Here is a 14313-nt window from a genome sequence, read left to right as displayed (position 1 = left end):
AATGAGTACACAAAGAAGATTTCCCGCCGAGTGGGAAAAGCAGCAAGGAATATTATTGTGTTTCCCATACAATGGAAATGACTGGCCAGGAAAATTTGCTGCCGTGCAGTGGGCATTTGTTGAATTCATTAAAAAAGTGGCCACTTTTGAGGAAGTTTTATTAGTGGTTGCCGATAAAAAGACGAAAGAAAAAGTGCATGAAATGCTCGAAAAAGCACATGTAGCACTAGATAAAGTGTCTTTTATCCTACATAAAACCAATAGAAGCTGGATGCGTGATTCTGGTCCGATAATCGTTAAAAATGGATCAAAACGGGAAGCTTTGAATTTTAATTTTAATGGCTGGGCGAAATATAAAAACTTTAAACTAGACAGGCATGTGCCAGCTGTTGTATCCTCCTTTCTAAATATTCCATTAAGCCAAGTTATATACAAAGGCAAAGCTGTTATTTTGGAGGGTGGAGCTATTGATGTAAACGGTAAAGGCACTTTACTAACTTCTGAAGAATGCTTAATGCATCCTGATATTCAAGTTAGAAATGCAGGATTCACAAAAGAGGATTATGAGGAAATTTTCAAAGAATATCTAGGCATAAGCAATGTTATTTGGCTAGGAGATGGAATTGCTGGTGATGATACCCATGGACACATTGATGATTTAAGCAGATTTGCGGATGAAGAAACTATCATCACGGTAGTTGAAAAAGATAGTAAAGACCTCAATTACAAGGCATTACAAGAAAATTTAGAGCGACTACAAGCCTCGAAATTAGAAAATGGTAAATCTCCAAAAATTGTCGAATTGCCAATGCCTAGTCCGATTTATTTTGATGGCCTCAGATTACCAGCTAGCTATGCTAATTTCTTAATCTTAAATAAATGTGTGCTTGTGCCGGTTTTTAATGATGCGAAAGATGCAGAAGCTTTGAACATTATCGCGGGCTGTTTCCCTGGCAGGACTATTATTCCAATTAGCGCAATAGATTTTATTTGGGGATTTGGAACCCTCCATTGTTTAAGTCAGCAAATACCCGAATAGTTTATTTCTTTTTAGAATTCTGACTAGTTTTTTCTTCAATTAAAAATGGAGTAGCAGCACTGCCTACTTGCATATTTAATTTAAGGCGGTTCTCCACTTTTTCAATTAAATCGCGTTCATCTATTGCACCATCAATACGAATAGAGCCATTAATGATAGCTCCAGGCTCAATCATTATAGATTTAGCCAAAATATTGCCTGTAATTGTTGCTGTGCTCTTAACCTCTACATATTCTGTTGCACGTATATCTCCAAACACCTTACCACTAATTACACTTGTACGTGAAATAATATTACCAGAAATTTCTGAAGGAGCTGCAATATCTACCTCTTTCAAAGAGAAAATATTGCCAAATAATTTTTCATCAAGCATAATAGAACTTGACGATATAAAATTATCATCTACTTTGATGATGGTGGTATGAAAATCTGCTACGGCTTCCTTTTTTTTATCCTTTTTCCCAAACATATTCTTTATAAAATCTATTGCCATAAAGGTTAATAATTTTCTGTAGAACGCGATTAAGGCGCATTAAACATAATTTTTTGACTTATTATGTAATTTTTACTGTCAAATTTTCGGCAAAGTAATAAATTCATTTTAAAAAAGCTTATTTTTGCCAGTTCAAATAACACACACAATTTAAAAAAAACGAATTGTTTTATTTTATAAAGCAGTTCTAACATTATATAAGTAAAAGGTATTCAGAAAGAAAAATTTCAAAAATATTAACCTATGATATTTTCAAAATCAGACTTCAGTACCGTTTTAATAGTTGGATCAAATACCGGGGAAACAAAGTCTTTGCGTGTAAAAACAAAACACATTAAAAGATTTAGGCATTATGCATTTTCAATCGGTATTACAATTTTATTATTAACGGGAACAATCATCCTACTTTCATTAGAGATTGGTAGACATAAGGAAGAAAAACTTGCATACAGCAGAGAAATTGCACGTTTAAAAAGCAAATTACCTGCACCTACAGATACTACAGAAGCTAAAAATTACATCCAAAATATAGAGGATAAACTCAAAAAAATTAATGGATACCTTAAAAAAAGAGGTATAAAAGGCTTTTCCACTAATGATATAGGTGGAAATAACCAAGGTAGCGAGAGCTTAAGCATTGAAGAAACATTTGCATTTTATGATGAACGCTTAACAGATGTTTTGGTGGGTGTAGCCTTTACACCTATAGGATATCCTGGCGCCTACATTATCAACTCAAAATTTGGTTACAGGAGTCACCCAGTAAGACGAGGCAGTATTGAATTTCACTCTGGATTAGATTTCAAAGGCCGTAAAGGCGATGCTGTGAAAAGTACGGCAGATGGGAAAGTAATTTTAGCCGGTTGGTTTCAAGGCTATGGGAAATGTGTAAGAATACGTCATAAAAATAATTTAGAGACACTTTACGGACATTTATCGAAAATAAATGTGAAGGAAGGACAAATGGTTACAAGCGGACAAGTAATTGGAAAGGTGGGCTCAACGGGTCAATCAACTGGCAATCACTTACATTATGAAGTTCGTAAAAACGGTAAGCCTGTGAATCCACGTAATTACCTGAATTTAAATTAATCAAAATGGCAACAAAAAAATCTACAGCAACCCCCACTTTGATTAGTAAAGGATGCGTAATTGAAGGCAAAATTGAGTCTGATGTTTTCTTAAGAATCGACGGCAATGTAAAGGGTGAAGTTTTTATCAACGAAGGTATAATTGTTGGTGAATTAGGAACTATTGATGGCAATTTAAATGCGCGCGAAGCCGTTATTTATGGAACAATTAACGGGACCATAAAAGCAGATTCTATTCAAATAAAAAGCACTGGTAAAATACAAGGAGAGTTACACACAAATAACCTACAAGTAGAAAAAGGCGCTATTTATGTTGGGAATGTGTACATGGATAAATTCCAGTCGAAAAAGGAAATTAACAGCCTTTAATCCTCGCTTAATCAGATATTCCTTCTTAAATGTAAAAACAACAATTTCGTATTGTTTTCTTTACATAAATCCTGAATTTAAAATCGGATATTTAGGTATTATTTGAAAAGATTAATTGAGCTTTAAAACACGTTTCTAAGCTTAAATTTTCTTAGCATAAAATCTTATTTCTGAATTCACATGAAAATCAAAATTCTGTTTTCCGCATTATTTCTTCTGTCTAGCATTTCTATAAATGCTCAACAGAATAAACCAAAAAGTCAAGTAAAAAGCACTGATATTCCGCGCCCTAAGTTAGTTGTGGGTATCATGGTAGATCAAATGCGCTGGGATTATCTATACCGTTTTTATGAGCGTTACAGTAATGGTGGCTTTAAAAGAATGCTTAATGAAGGTTTTTCATGTGAAAATGCATACATAAACTACATTCCTAGTGTTACAGGCATTGGCCATACAACAGTTTATACCGGATCAGTTCCTGCAATTCATGGTATAACCGGTAATGATTGGATTATTCAAGAAACAGGAAAAACAATGTATTGTGCAGAAGATACTACGGTCTCAACTGTTGGCAGTAATTCTAAGTCTGCAGGGCAAATGTCGCCAAAAAACATGTTGGTTACTTCCATGACGGATGAGTTAAAGCTCGCAACTAATTTCAGATCAAAAGTGATATCAATCGCATCCAAAGATAGAGGAGCAATTTTACCTGGTGGACATACGGCAAATGCTGCTTATTGGTATGATGGAAGCTCAGGCAACTGGATTACCAGTACTTTTTACATGGATAAATTACCTGATTGGCTTATTAATTTTAATAATCAAAAATATCCAGAGAAATACTTAAAACAAGACTGGAACACACTATATCCTATAGAAACATATATCCAAAGCACAAAGGATGATGCTCCTTATGAAGGTAAATTTGCTGGCATGGATCGCCCAACTTTCCCTGTTAAAACCTCAGAAATGCTAAAAAATGGCCTAGGCATACTTACCAACACACCACACGGTAGCTCATTAACTCTTGATCTTGCCAAAGCAGCTATTGATAATGAAGGATTAGGCGCTGATGCAATCACTGATTTTCTTGCCATTAGCGTTTCTTCACCCGATTATATCGGTCATCAATTCGGACCAAACTCAGTTGAAGTGGAAGACACCTATTTACGACTTGACCGCGATCTTGCAACATTTTTTAATCACTTAGACAGCAAAGTTGGAAAAGGAAATTATACTGTTTTCCTCTCTGCAGATCATGCAGTACAACATAATTCGGCATATCTTGCTGATAATAAGATCAATACGGGAGTTTTTGAAAGCTCTAATGTGCTAAAACAGTTAAATATTGTTTTAGAAGAAGAATTCAAGGCAAAAAACATCGCCAAAAGCTTTAGTAATTATGCTGTAAGCCTTAATTATGAAGCTATTAAATCGAATGCTTTAAATGAAAGTGCTATTAAGAATACCTGCATAGCATTTCTTAAAAAACAGGCTGGCGTTGCCTTTGTAGTGGATATTGCGAACGTTCAAAATGCCACAATCCCCGCTGTTTATAAAGAAAAAATAATAAATGGCTACCACCCCGAGCGAAGTGGAGTTATTCAAATAGTATTGGAGCCTTCATGGTATTCAGGATCATCTCAGAGATCTACTGGAGCTACCCATGGCACTATGAACCCTGCTGATACGCATATCCCCATGGTATTTATGGGTTGGGGTATTAAACAAGGGAAAACGAATAATCCTTATAATATGACCGATATTGCTCCAACAATTACTGGACTGTTACGTATTCAGGAGCCTAATGGAAATATCGGAAGAGCTGTAAATGAGGCAATAAATAATAATTTAGATTGATAAAACAATCAAAAATTACTGATAAAAAGCAACAATTCTTAAATGATTGTTGCTTTTTGTTCTTTAGAATTACATTTTATTGAAAAAAATCAGTATATTATTTGAGTTCGATGGTTAAATGTGAAACGCTAGGATTGATAAAAATAACAATTAAGCCTTTCAAACATCAATTCCATCATACAAATTCTTGAGCTTTAAATTGTCTAGTATCAAAAATGACCATCAATAATAGGGAAGAATTAAGAAAAAAAATCTACACTATCGTATTCGAATCGGATACACGAAAAGGTAGATTGTTTGATCTGATTTTACTCTGGGTAATTCTATTAAGTATTATTTCTGTCTTTCTAGAGAGTGTCGCCAGTTTCCGTGAACGGTATTTAACAGCAATTCAAATCCTGGAGTGGCTATTTACTATTTTATTTAGCCTTGAATATGCGGTTAGGATTTATAGTAGTAAAAAACCTTGGACTTATATTTTTAGTTTTTACGGATTAATTGACTTCATTTCATTTATCCCCAATTACCTTAGTTTAATTTTTCCCGGTGCACAATATTTAATGGTAATTCGTGCACTGAGGCTGCTGAGAGTATTTCGTATTCTTAAATTAAGTAGATTTATAAATGAAGGCAATGTTTTAAAAAATGCGCTAAAGGCTAGTGTACATAAAATAACGGTATTTATTTTAAGTGTTATTACCCTCGTAACTATCATTGGTACATTAATGTATATAATTGAAGGGGAAGAAAGCGGATTTACTAATATTCCAATCGCCATTTATTGGGCTATAGTAACCATCACCACTGTTGGCTATGGCGATATTTCACCGCAAAGTCCGCTAGGGCAACTCTTAGCAAGTATTTTAATGATTGTTGGATATGGTATCATTGCTGTACCAACCGGAATTGTAACAGTGGCTATTGCAAAAGCAAGTGAAGACTCAAAGGAAAAATGCAGCTTTTGTTCAAGTATAATACAAACAGAAAAAGCAAATTACTGCGCAAACTGTGGCAAAGAATTAAATCCTAAGAAATAAAAATTAATAGCTTAAATAACATCGCTAAAAACTAAAACATGAATATCTTCAAAATGAAATCTGTATATCTGGTATTATTTGTTTTACTCAGCCAGTATAGTCTCGCACAAAATGAGAAAAAGTCAATTGATTTTGAAAGCTATAATCCCCCATCAAGCCTAGTTGTTCCTGAGCATGTTTTAGGAAGATCAAAATTCCCATTTATTGATGTTCATAACCACCAAAACAACATGTCAACTCAAAATTTGGGCAATTTATTGGCTGAAATGGATAAGCTAAACATGAAAATCATGGTTAATTTGAGCGGACGAAGTGGCGATTATTTAGCATCAGCAGTCAGGAATATCCAGCAAACTGACGCTAAACGCCTAATTGTATTTGCCAATGTATCATTTTCGGGTATTGGAGAAGCAAATTGGGCTGAAAATACGGTTAAACAGCTCGAAAGTGATGTAAAAGCAGGAGCTCAAGGATTAAAAATATTTAAAAGTTTGGGCTTTTCTGTAAAGGATAATAAGGGAAATCTGGTGGCTGTAGATGACCAAAGACTAGACCCAATTTGGGCTGCTTGTGGAAGACTCGGAATTCCAGTTCTTATTCATAGCGCAGATCCCAAACAATTCTGGGATGAACCCAATGCACAAAATGAGCGCTGGCTAGAACTATTAACCCAACCCGGAAGAAAGCGCAGTGCTTCAGATGGATTCTCGTGGGAAGAGTTAATCAAACAACAACATAATCTTATTAGAAGACATTCGAAAACCAATTTTATTATTGCTCACTTTGGCTGGTACGCTAATAATTTAGCTTACCTAGGCACTCTCCTTGATAGTTATCCAAACATGAATATTGAATTTGGAGCCATCATCGCAGAACTTGGTCGCCAGCCCCGAATGGCCAAAATATTTTTTGAAAAATATCAAGATCGGATACTCTTTGGAAAAGACAGTTGGGTACCATCAGAATATAGCACTTATTTTAGAGTGCTTGAGACTGAAGATGAATATTTCCCATACCATAAAAAGTATCATGCTTATTGGAAAATGTATGGTATCGGCTTAAGCGATGAGGTATTAAAAAAGGTGTATTATAAAAATGCAATTCGAATAATTCCGGGAATTGACAAGACACAATTTCCTGATTAACAGAATTTTATATATCAACACCAATGCTACTCGTTACCTGCGCTATCATTCTAAACAATCAAAATAAGGTGCTTGCTTGCCAAAGAAGTGCAAACATGCACCTACCATTAAAATGGGAATTTCCTGGTGGCAAAATGGAAGAGAATGAAACAGCCGAAGATTGTTTGATTAGAGAGATTAAAGAAGAACTCAATATTGAAATTCAGATTTTAGAACAGAAAATTGCAAATGATCATCATTATTCAGATAAATCTATCCGACTTATCCCATTCATTTGCAGGCACTTAAGCGGTGAGATTTCGCTAAAAGAACATAAAGATTTTAGATGGTTGGATAAAAGTAATTTGCTCGATTTAGATTGGGCAGAAGCAGATTTACCCATTCTAAATGAATATTTACAAGCAAATTGCAATCAACCTTAATAATTTAAAATATAATCTTCGTTTGGGCTAGATCACTATATTTGCGGCAAACAAATAAATATATGATCGCACACCACGTTTTATTTTGGCTTAAAGCTGATATCACTGCCGAAGAAAAAAATGCCTTCCAAAAAAGTCTGGCAACACTAGAGAAGATTGAAGTAGTTAAATTCTTTCATTTAGGAACTCCTGCACCTATTGAGCGTGCTGTAGTTGACACAAGTTATACTTTTAGTCTGTTTTTAGCTTTCGATGATATGGGAGCACATGATGTTTACCAAGTCCACCCACTTCACAAAGCATTTTTAGATGAATTTAGAGTATTCTTCGACCGAGTTGTTATTTACGACGCTCAGTAGAATTCGCAAATATTAATACGAGTAGGGGTAAAATCTCTGCTCGGAATTAAAATTCCTTCTCGCCAAATTCACTACCTGGCAACTTAATCTTATTCTTTAACTTATTTAGGTTAAAGCTCAAATTAATCATCAATACATCAACTTCATAAACATAATTAGTTGTTGTATAAAAATCAGGTGCTGAGGTACTTATGCGCTGTTCATTGCTTTTAAGCAAACCCATATCCATATTTTGCCATTGCAGCAAGGCTGTTAATCTACCGGCCATAAATGTTTTTTTAATGGAGGTATTGGGATTATAAAAACGCGAATCTTCACCCTGAACTGTAGGTCTTGCTGATAAATAATTAATATTCCCTTGAAGGCTTAAACTAGAGCTTAGCTGGAAATTAATATTTGCATTGATGGAATTCACCCAAGCAGAATTACGTTGAAAATTTGGATAATTAAGCACCAAACCACTTAAAGTGCTTTTATAAACATTGGTACCAAGGTAGAATTGAGCCCATTTCGCGGGATTATAATTTAAGCCCAATTCAATTCCTAAGCGACTAGCCTTATCGGCATTGGTATAAACACGATTCAAAATGGTATCAGCATACACACTATTTACCCTTTGGATAGGATTTTTAATATCCTGATAATAAACTGTTGAAAATATATTACCATTACTAAAGTTTTTTGAAATACCAGCTTCCGCCAAGTAAATAAATTCTGGTAGAAGGTTTGCATCTCCTCGTTCAAGTGTTTCGGAGTGCTCCCTTTCAGGGATGGGATTCAACTCAAAATTATTGGTCCGCTGCACTCTCCTACTTAAGCCAACTTTACCTTTCCAACTATTCTTGAAACTATATAATAAACTAGCAGAGGGAAATAAATTATGCAATTTCAATTTATAATCATCAGTAGATAAAGACTTTACATTTAAATCGCGCATGGAATATTCATATCTTAATCCGCCAACAAACTCCCAATTATTAGACTTTCCTGAATATTGACTGTAAAGTGAGTGAATGTGATTATTGGCCTTCACATCACCAGAAAAGGCCTGATCCTTAATAAAATTAGCCGAGCCTAAGTCTTTTACAGAATAAATAAACTGACCGTCTTGCTGATCTAAGCGATATTGATAACCGCTTTCAAGCTTGCCATTACCAAGAGTCAAATTATGGTCTGCCTTAAATCTAAAGCCTGTAAGTGGGTTTTTATAAGTACTTAATGTGTTTTGAACCGTATCTTGAAGCTCGATATTTCTGTTTTTTGTAGATCCCTCTAATCCCGCATGCTCCACCAAAGCAGAAACATTTACAAGCGAATTTTTATTAAATTTATGCGAATAATCCAAATTACCTAAAATGAAATTACCTTGCTTATTTTGTGTATTGGCATTAAAATAATTACTGCGTCCGATAATTTGGCCATTTGCCAATACAGTATTTAGATTGTTATAGTAAATATCGGCTACACGATCTTGATACTTATGTCCGGCGAAAAATCCCACAGAAAATTGATCTTTTAACGATGGAGTAAAGCTTAGGTTAAACCTTCCACCATAATTATATTTATCAAAACTACGCTCCCCTTGAGATGGGAAAAGAGTTTTCTTAGTTCCAATAATGGTAAATACATCGCCATCTCTAAAGCCGGCATTATCGTTTCTTAAATAGTTGGCCCCGGCAGACAAATCCCATTTACCTTTTTTATAGTTATAGCTTAAATCCGCACCATAGCGTTGTTGCTTTTCCGGGTTCCCGTAATCTTGAACTGAGGGTAATCCACCTTGAATATTAGCTACAAAAGCGCTACTATCATCTGCCCCTTTTTTTGTAGTGATATTAATGATACCACCCTTCCCATCTGGATCATATTTAGCAGATGGTGCAGTAATTAATTCAATATTCTCAATTGAATTGGCTGGCAGCTGACTTAAAATTGTAGCGGCATCGGTTAGTATGGGCTTACCATTTACTAAAACTAAAAAGCCTTTTGATCCTCGAAGCGAAATTTCCCCCTGACCATCAACAGTAATTGAAGGCATATTTTTAATCACATCAATGGCTGTACCGCCCTTTGCGGATTCAAATTGTTCAGCTTTATAAACCTGTTTATCAATTTTATTAAGGCTCTGTAATTGCTGACCAGTAACTTTAATTTCTGCTAAAAACTTCTGATTGACAGATAATTCTATTTTTCCAATATTCAATTTTTGACCTGCTAATAAGGATAGACTTGCCGATTTATAAGTGTTATAACCAACAAACTGTGCTTTAATAAAATAAACCCCAGCCGGCAAATTTGAAAACTTAAATTTCCCTTTTAAATCTGCAACTTGCCCGCTAACCAGGCTAGAATCCGGTAATTTAAACAAAGACACGCTAGCAAATTCTAAGGGAGCATTAACAGATTTATCAAAAGTAAATCCTTCAAGAGAAGAATTTTGAGCAAATAAGTCGGTAGAAACAAAAACGAACAAGAAAAAAAATATTTTTTTCATATAAAATATAAAGAATGGCACAATGAAAATATTCTGCAAGAATAGGCTATTCAAATGAATTAGGGATTATAATCAGGCAAGAAAAGATGTAATATTTATGTGTTTATTTATAAATAATAGGTTGGATTATTAGCTAATTTTGCAAAGCGCAAAAGACTAATTACATTAGCTTTAAACCAACAACATTATGAGAGTCCTATTTTTAAGTCTGATTTGCCTACTTTTTGTAAGCATAAGTTTTGCACAAAATAAAAAATTTGAATTCATCGCTTTTGGCGATATGCCCTATCGAATTCCGAATGATTACCCTCGTTTTGAAAATTTAATAAAGCAAATAAATAGTGAGAAACCAGCATTTAGCGTGCATGTTGGCGATTTTAAATCGGGCTCTACACCCTGTTCTGATGAATATTTCAAAAGAATATACGATTATTTTGGGACATTTACAAATCCACTAGTTTACACGCCTGGTGATAATGAATGGACCGATTGTAACCGTAAAGCGGCAGGCGAATATAATCCCATAGAACGCTTAGCATTCTTGAGAAAAATGTTTTTTAGTTCTAAGGAGAGCTTTGGACACAAGAAATTAGCCTTAAATAGTCAGGCAGAAAACCCTCAATTTTCTAGCTACGCTGAAAATGTATCTTGGGAATATGGCGGTGTTCAATTTGCTACGGTACATTTGGTTGGGACGAACAATAATTTTAAGGAAAGCGGAGACAATACTGAATTTATTGAGCGTGAGAAGGCTAATTTAGCTTGGCTTGAAGAATTATATGCGAAGGCGGCAGATAAAAAAGGACTTGTTATGTTTACTCAGGCAGACATGTTTTACATGGGGACTGGCTCTTCAGGTTTTGAAAATATTAGATTAAAATTAGCTGAGCTCAGCAAAAAATATGAAAAACCAGTGCTTTTAGTCAACGGCGATTCACACCGATTTATCGTTGATAAACCATTATTAAACGAAGACAAAAGATCGACGATTTTGAACTTTACCAGATTACAGGTATTTGGTGATGCCGACATGGCTTCCGTAAAAATAATGGTTGACACTAACTTAAAAGAGCTTTTTACCTTCCAAGAATTATTAATGAATTAACTAGATTGAAAAAAGCAAAACAAAAAAATTGCTTAAAAAGCATCAATCTTGCCAAAAAGCATTAAAAAAATTAAAAAATACGTTACTTACGTTACAATCACGCATTATCACATAATATTTTATTAAATATTCATTTTTTTTTTATTATTTGTGGTAAACCTATTTAATGTCGACCGCAATTAAATTAAAATTCTTATTTATTTTATTGATTCTTTCTCAACAAGTTTTTGGGATAGAAGGGTATTTTACGTGGGTTAATCCGCAAACAAAACTACGTGTTCGAATTAGTCCCGACACCTATGAGCTTTTTAGTGAACAGGAAAATGGGCCTTGGAAAAATGAAGGAAAAATAAAGTTAGATCCTAAAATTTTCAATCATCTCCCTAAGCAAATAATGAATAATTTTTTCAGTATTGATGATGGAAAGAAAATAAAATTAACACTACTAGGAACAGGGCAAGTTTATGAATACACACCTACAAAAAAAGAATTAATCAGATTAGACAATACCTTTCATAGTGGTTATAATTTTAATGCAACACAATTTATTAGAAAAGGTTTGCTCTATAGCATTGGTGGTGAAGGCTTCTGGAGTTTTAATTCCACAATAAGCTATTTTGATGAAAAAATCAAAGAATGGGAAATACTTAGACCCAAGAATAAGGGCCCAGTAATTATAGCAGATGGTTATCAAGGTTATAGCACTAGGCAAGATGCGTTTTATTCGGGTGCTTCTTTACAGAGAAACTACCTAGAAACTGAAGAAATTAAGTATCAAAATGATTTATATTTATTCGATTTCAAAGAAAATAAATGGCAAATCTTAGGTAAGATAAATGAGGATTTACCCTATAAAAAAACAGGTGAGGTATTTTGGACTGGGGAATTATTTTTACACTTCGCAAACCAGAATATCTATATTATCGATCCCCTAAAAAATCAGGTTTACCTCCATCAAGACAATAAGAAAAATCTAATCTTAGGATATAATCCAACTTTAGATCAGGATACATTAATCCTTTTTAAAAGCCATAATGAAGGACCCGTTTTAAAATTATCTATCTCTGAAATAAAAAAGAACTCGACTTATTTAGGCAAATTTTATACAAATGGCATTTCATGGTATTGGTATTATATCGGACTATTACTGATAATTATCATCATGACAATTTTGAAATGGAAGCGTAAAGAATCAATTGAGGGCGATGAACTCATATTTACAGAACTGGAGAAGAGATTCTTAAATAAATTATTAGATCTTAAGCCTAATGAATACTTAAACACCTTTGAAATTAATGATATTCTTGATGCAAGCGATAAAAGCCAAGAAAATCAGCGCAAAATCAGGTTTAATGTAATTGGACAAATAAATAAAAAACTTAAGTCAAGATACAATTGGGATAATGCCATCGAAAGAAAACCTTTACCAGAAGATAAAAGACTGACAGTATATATGTTAGATCCCTTGGTATTGGCTGAACTGAAAAGGTTGATGAGGTAAGGTTCTTGCTTAGCCAATTTAAAATCCCTTAAAAAATCTAAATTTGTAATCATGAAAAAACTTAAATATCTACTCTTAATTACATTAGCATTTCAAACAATAAGCTCATGTAAAAAGACAAGTGAAAAAGAAATTGTTAAAGCCCCCCTTGTAATTACACCTCCTGAAACACTTAAAACTGTTTACCCTCTTAAAACATTAGACTCATTATCTAGCATTAACAAAACCACATCTTGGTATAACACGAATAAATCTTTTGACCAATTGTTTAATGTACATCAATCATTATATTGGGGCTTCGAAGCAACGGCAAATGGTTTAATACCTTATAATACAAGAACTACAAGCACGTGGTCTGCTAACAAAAGCTATTATTGGAATGATTTAGGAGCATATTTATACACTGATTTAACAGGTGATGGAAAAAAGGATTTATGGGCTTATTATTGGAAAAACCCATGGCCAACCAATGCACCTGGCTTACATCTATTTTCAGAATATGAATCCTCTTCAAGTAGTTATGATCTTCAACCTGGATTAGTGCAGGTTCGAAAAAATGTACTTGCCGACTTAAATAATGATAAGAAAAATGAAATTGTATTATTTTCATCTGGTTATGATGCCATGCCCTTTCCAGGTGATGTAATAGGTATTTTTCATGTTGACCAAAAGCAATACCAATATTTAACAAATGATATTGGCTATTTTCATGGTGGCGCAACAGGAGACATCAATAATGATGGCTTAGTAGATATTGTGGCTTATTCTGGAGGCAGTGCTGTAATTCCTGTACATCCAACAGCATATATCAATAAAGGGAATGGGAATTTTGAACTATCAAACCACCTGTTCAAAGGATTTAATACATCAGACGACAATTATTATACAGTAGAATTATTTGATATCAATAAAGATGGCCTCTTAGATTTATTTTTGGGAGGATCTGGCAAATTAAATATCATTATTCAAAAAAATAAAGAATTTGTCCGTCAAGAATTTATAGCTATTCCATTAGCAAAAGACTTAGAAGTAATAGATATTGCCTTTTTAGATTTTAATTGGGATGGTAATATGGATGTATTAACAATGAGTAATAAAAATGGCTACCAAGGATATGAATTAAATTTATTCCAAAATACAGGAACAGCGTTTATTGACGCAACAAGCAAGTATTTTACTTCCAATTCTGGGCTGGGTAAAAACTCTTGGATCAAGTGGATTCATCTATTCGATTACGATAAAGATGGAGATATTGATGTTGTTGGAGATGGTTTATTTGGAGATTTAATGGGCACAAAGGGCAGGAAAATTTGGTGGAAAAATAATAGCGGAAAATTTGTTCAAGTGATGGAATAAAACCAAAATAAAGAATAAATTATCACACACCAGTGAATTAAA

General features: G+C 34.0%; 13 protein-coding genes. 11 read left to right on the top strand and 2 right to left on the bottom strand.

Annotation, left to right across the window (positions count from 1 at the left end; genetic code table 11):
- The first annotated feature begins 1 nt into the window (after position 1).
- Positions 2-1039 carry an agmatine deiminase family protein gene (locus QZ136_RS11005; protein WP_291403456.1) on the top strand — a complete coding sequence of 346 codons (1038 nt, stop codon included), beginning with the start codon at positions 2-4 and terminating at the stop codon, positions 1037-1039.
- A gap of 1 nt (position 1040) precedes the next feature.
- Here QZ136_RS11005 and QZ136_RS11000 read toward each other — a convergent pair whose 3' ends face one another.
- Positions 1041-1532 (bottom strand): polymer-forming cytoskeletal protein, encoded by a 492-nt coding sequence (locus QZ136_RS11000; RefSeq protein WP_291403454.1) that lies wholly within the window; start codon positions 1530-1532, stop codon positions 1041-1043.
- 243 nt (positions 1533-1775) lie between these two features.
- Between QZ136_RS11000 and QZ136_RS10995 the strand changes: the two genes are divergently transcribed.
- From QZ136_RS10995 to QZ136_RS10965, 7 genes are all read left to right on the top strand, one after another.
- Entirely contained in the window at positions 1776-2624 is an 849-nt protein-coding gene (locus QZ136_RS10995; RefSeq protein ID WP_291403452.1) for a M23 family metallopeptidase, read from the top strand.
- Positions 2625-2629: 5 nt separating this feature from the next.
- The gene (locus QZ136_RS10990) at positions 2630-2992 is read left to right on the top strand and encodes a polymer-forming cytoskeletal protein (RefSeq protein WP_291403450.1); all 363 of its coding nucleotides are present in this window, start codon (positions 2630-2632) and stop codon (positions 2990-2992) included.
- Positions 2993-3172: 180 nt separating this feature from the next.
- On the top strand, positions 3173-4852 hold the full coding sequence (gene pafA, locus QZ136_RS10985) for an alkaline phosphatase PafA (RefSeq protein WP_291403448.1): 1680 nt from the start codon (positions 3173-3175) through the stop codon (positions 4850-4852).
- 215 nt (positions 4853-5067) lie between these two features.
- Positions 5068-5889 (top strand): ion transporter, encoded by an 822-nt coding sequence (locus tag QZ136_RS10980; protein WP_291403446.1) that lies wholly within the window; start codon positions 5068-5070, stop codon positions 5887-5889.
- A gap of 53 nt (positions 5890-5942) precedes the next feature.
- Entirely contained in the window at positions 5943-7034 is a 1092-nt protein-coding gene (locus tag QZ136_RS10975) for an amidohydrolase family protein (protein WP_291403444.1), read from the top strand.
- Between the two features lie 23 nt (positions 7035-7057).
- A complete protein-coding gene (locus QZ136_RS10970) occupies positions 7058-7456 on the top strand; it encodes a (deoxy)nucleoside triphosphate pyrophosphohydrolase (RefSeq protein ID WP_291403442.1) in 399 nt (132 codons plus the stop codon).
- Positions 7457-7518: 62 nt separating this feature from the next.
- Positions 7519-7815, top strand: a complete 297-nt coding sequence (locus QZ136_RS10965) for a Dabb family protein (protein ID WP_291403440.1) — start codon at positions 7519-7521, stop codon at positions 7813-7815.
- A gap of 46 nt (positions 7816-7861) precedes the next feature.
- Here the strand turns inward: QZ136_RS10965 and QZ136_RS10960 are convergent, their stop codons facing one another.
- Complete coding sequence (locus QZ136_RS10960) at positions 7862-10309, bottom strand: TonB-dependent receptor (protein ID WP_291403438.1); 2448 nt, start codon at positions 10307-10309, stop codon at positions 7862-7864.
- Positions 10310-10496: 187 nt separating this feature from the next.
- On the opposite strand from QZ136_RS10960, the gene QZ136_RS10955 reads away from it, so the two are divergent.
- The 3 genes from QZ136_RS10955 (at position 10497) to QZ136_RS10945 (ending at position 14271) form a co-directional block, all read left to right on the top strand.
- Positions 10497-11414 carry a metallophosphoesterase gene (locus QZ136_RS10955; RefSeq protein ID WP_291403436.1) on the top strand — a complete coding sequence of 306 codons (918 nt, stop codon included), beginning with the start codon at positions 10497-10499 and terminating at the stop codon, positions 11412-11414.
- A gap of 166 nt (positions 11415-11580) precedes the next feature.
- The gene (locus QZ136_RS10950) at positions 11581-12915 is read left to right on the top strand and encodes a hypothetical protein (RefSeq protein ID WP_291403434.1); all 1335 of its coding nucleotides are present in this window, start codon (positions 11581-11583) and stop codon (positions 12913-12915) included.
- Positions 12916-12966: 51 nt separating this feature from the next.
- A complete protein-coding gene (locus tag QZ136_RS10945; RefSeq protein WP_291403432.1) occupies positions 12967-14271 on the top strand; it encodes a VCBS repeat-containing protein in 1305 nt (434 codons plus the stop codon).
- Positions 14272-14313: the final 42 nt, after the last annotated feature.

The sequence above is a fragment of the Daejeonella sp. genome, assembly GCF_017495225.1.
Taxonomy (GTDB): Bacteria; Bacteroidota; Bacteroidia; order Sphingobacteriales; family Sphingobacteriaceae; genus Daejeonella.
This window is presented reverse-complemented; position numbering and strand designations above follow the sequence as displayed.

Coding starts and splice junctions, on each gene's coding strand:
- QZ136_RS11005 (WP_291403456.1), top strand. CDS start 2: ATGAGTACACAAAGAAGATTTCCCGCCGAGTGGGAAAAGCAGCAAGGA.
- QZ136_RS11000 (WP_291403454.1), bottom strand. CDS start 1,532: ATGGCAATAGATTTTATAAAGAATATGTTTGGGAAAAAGGATAAAAAA.
- QZ136_RS10995 (WP_291403452.1), top strand. CDS start 1,776: ATGATATTTTCAAAATCAGACTTCAGTACCGTTTTAATAGTTGGATCA.
- QZ136_RS10990 (WP_291403450.1), top strand. CDS start 2,630: ATGGCAACAAAAAAATCTACAGCAACCCCCACTTTGATTAGTAAAGGA.
- pafA (WP_291403448.1), top strand. CDS start 3,173: ATGAAAATCAAAATTCTGTTTTCCGCATTATTTCTTCTGTCTAGCATT.
- QZ136_RS10980 (WP_291403446.1), top strand. CDS start 5,068: ATGACCATCAATAATAGGGAAGAATTAAGAAAAAAAATCTACACTATC.
- QZ136_RS10975 (WP_291403444.1), top strand. CDS start 5,943: ATGAAATCTGTATATCTGGTATTATTTGTTTTACTCAGCCAGTATAGT.
- QZ136_RS10970 (WP_291403442.1), top strand. CDS start 7,058: ATGCTACTCGTTACCTGCGCTATCATTCTAAACAATCAAAATAAGGTG.
- QZ136_RS10965 (WP_291403440.1), top strand. CDS start 7,519: ATGATCGCACACCACGTTTTATTTTGGCTTAAAGCTGATATCACTGCC.
- QZ136_RS10960 (WP_291403438.1), bottom strand. CDS start 10,309: ATGAAAAAAATATTTTTTTTCTTGTTCGTTTTTGTTTCTACCGACTTA.
- QZ136_RS10955 (WP_291403436.1), top strand. CDS start 10,497: ATGAGAGTCCTATTTTTAAGTCTGATTTGCCTACTTTTTGTAAGCATA.
- QZ136_RS10950 (WP_291403434.1), top strand. CDS start 11,581: ATGTCGACCGCAATTAAATTAAAATTCTTATTTATTTTATTGATTCTT.
- QZ136_RS10945 (WP_291403432.1), top strand. CDS start 12,967: ATGAAAAAACTTAAATATCTACTCTTAATTACATTAGCATTTCAAACA.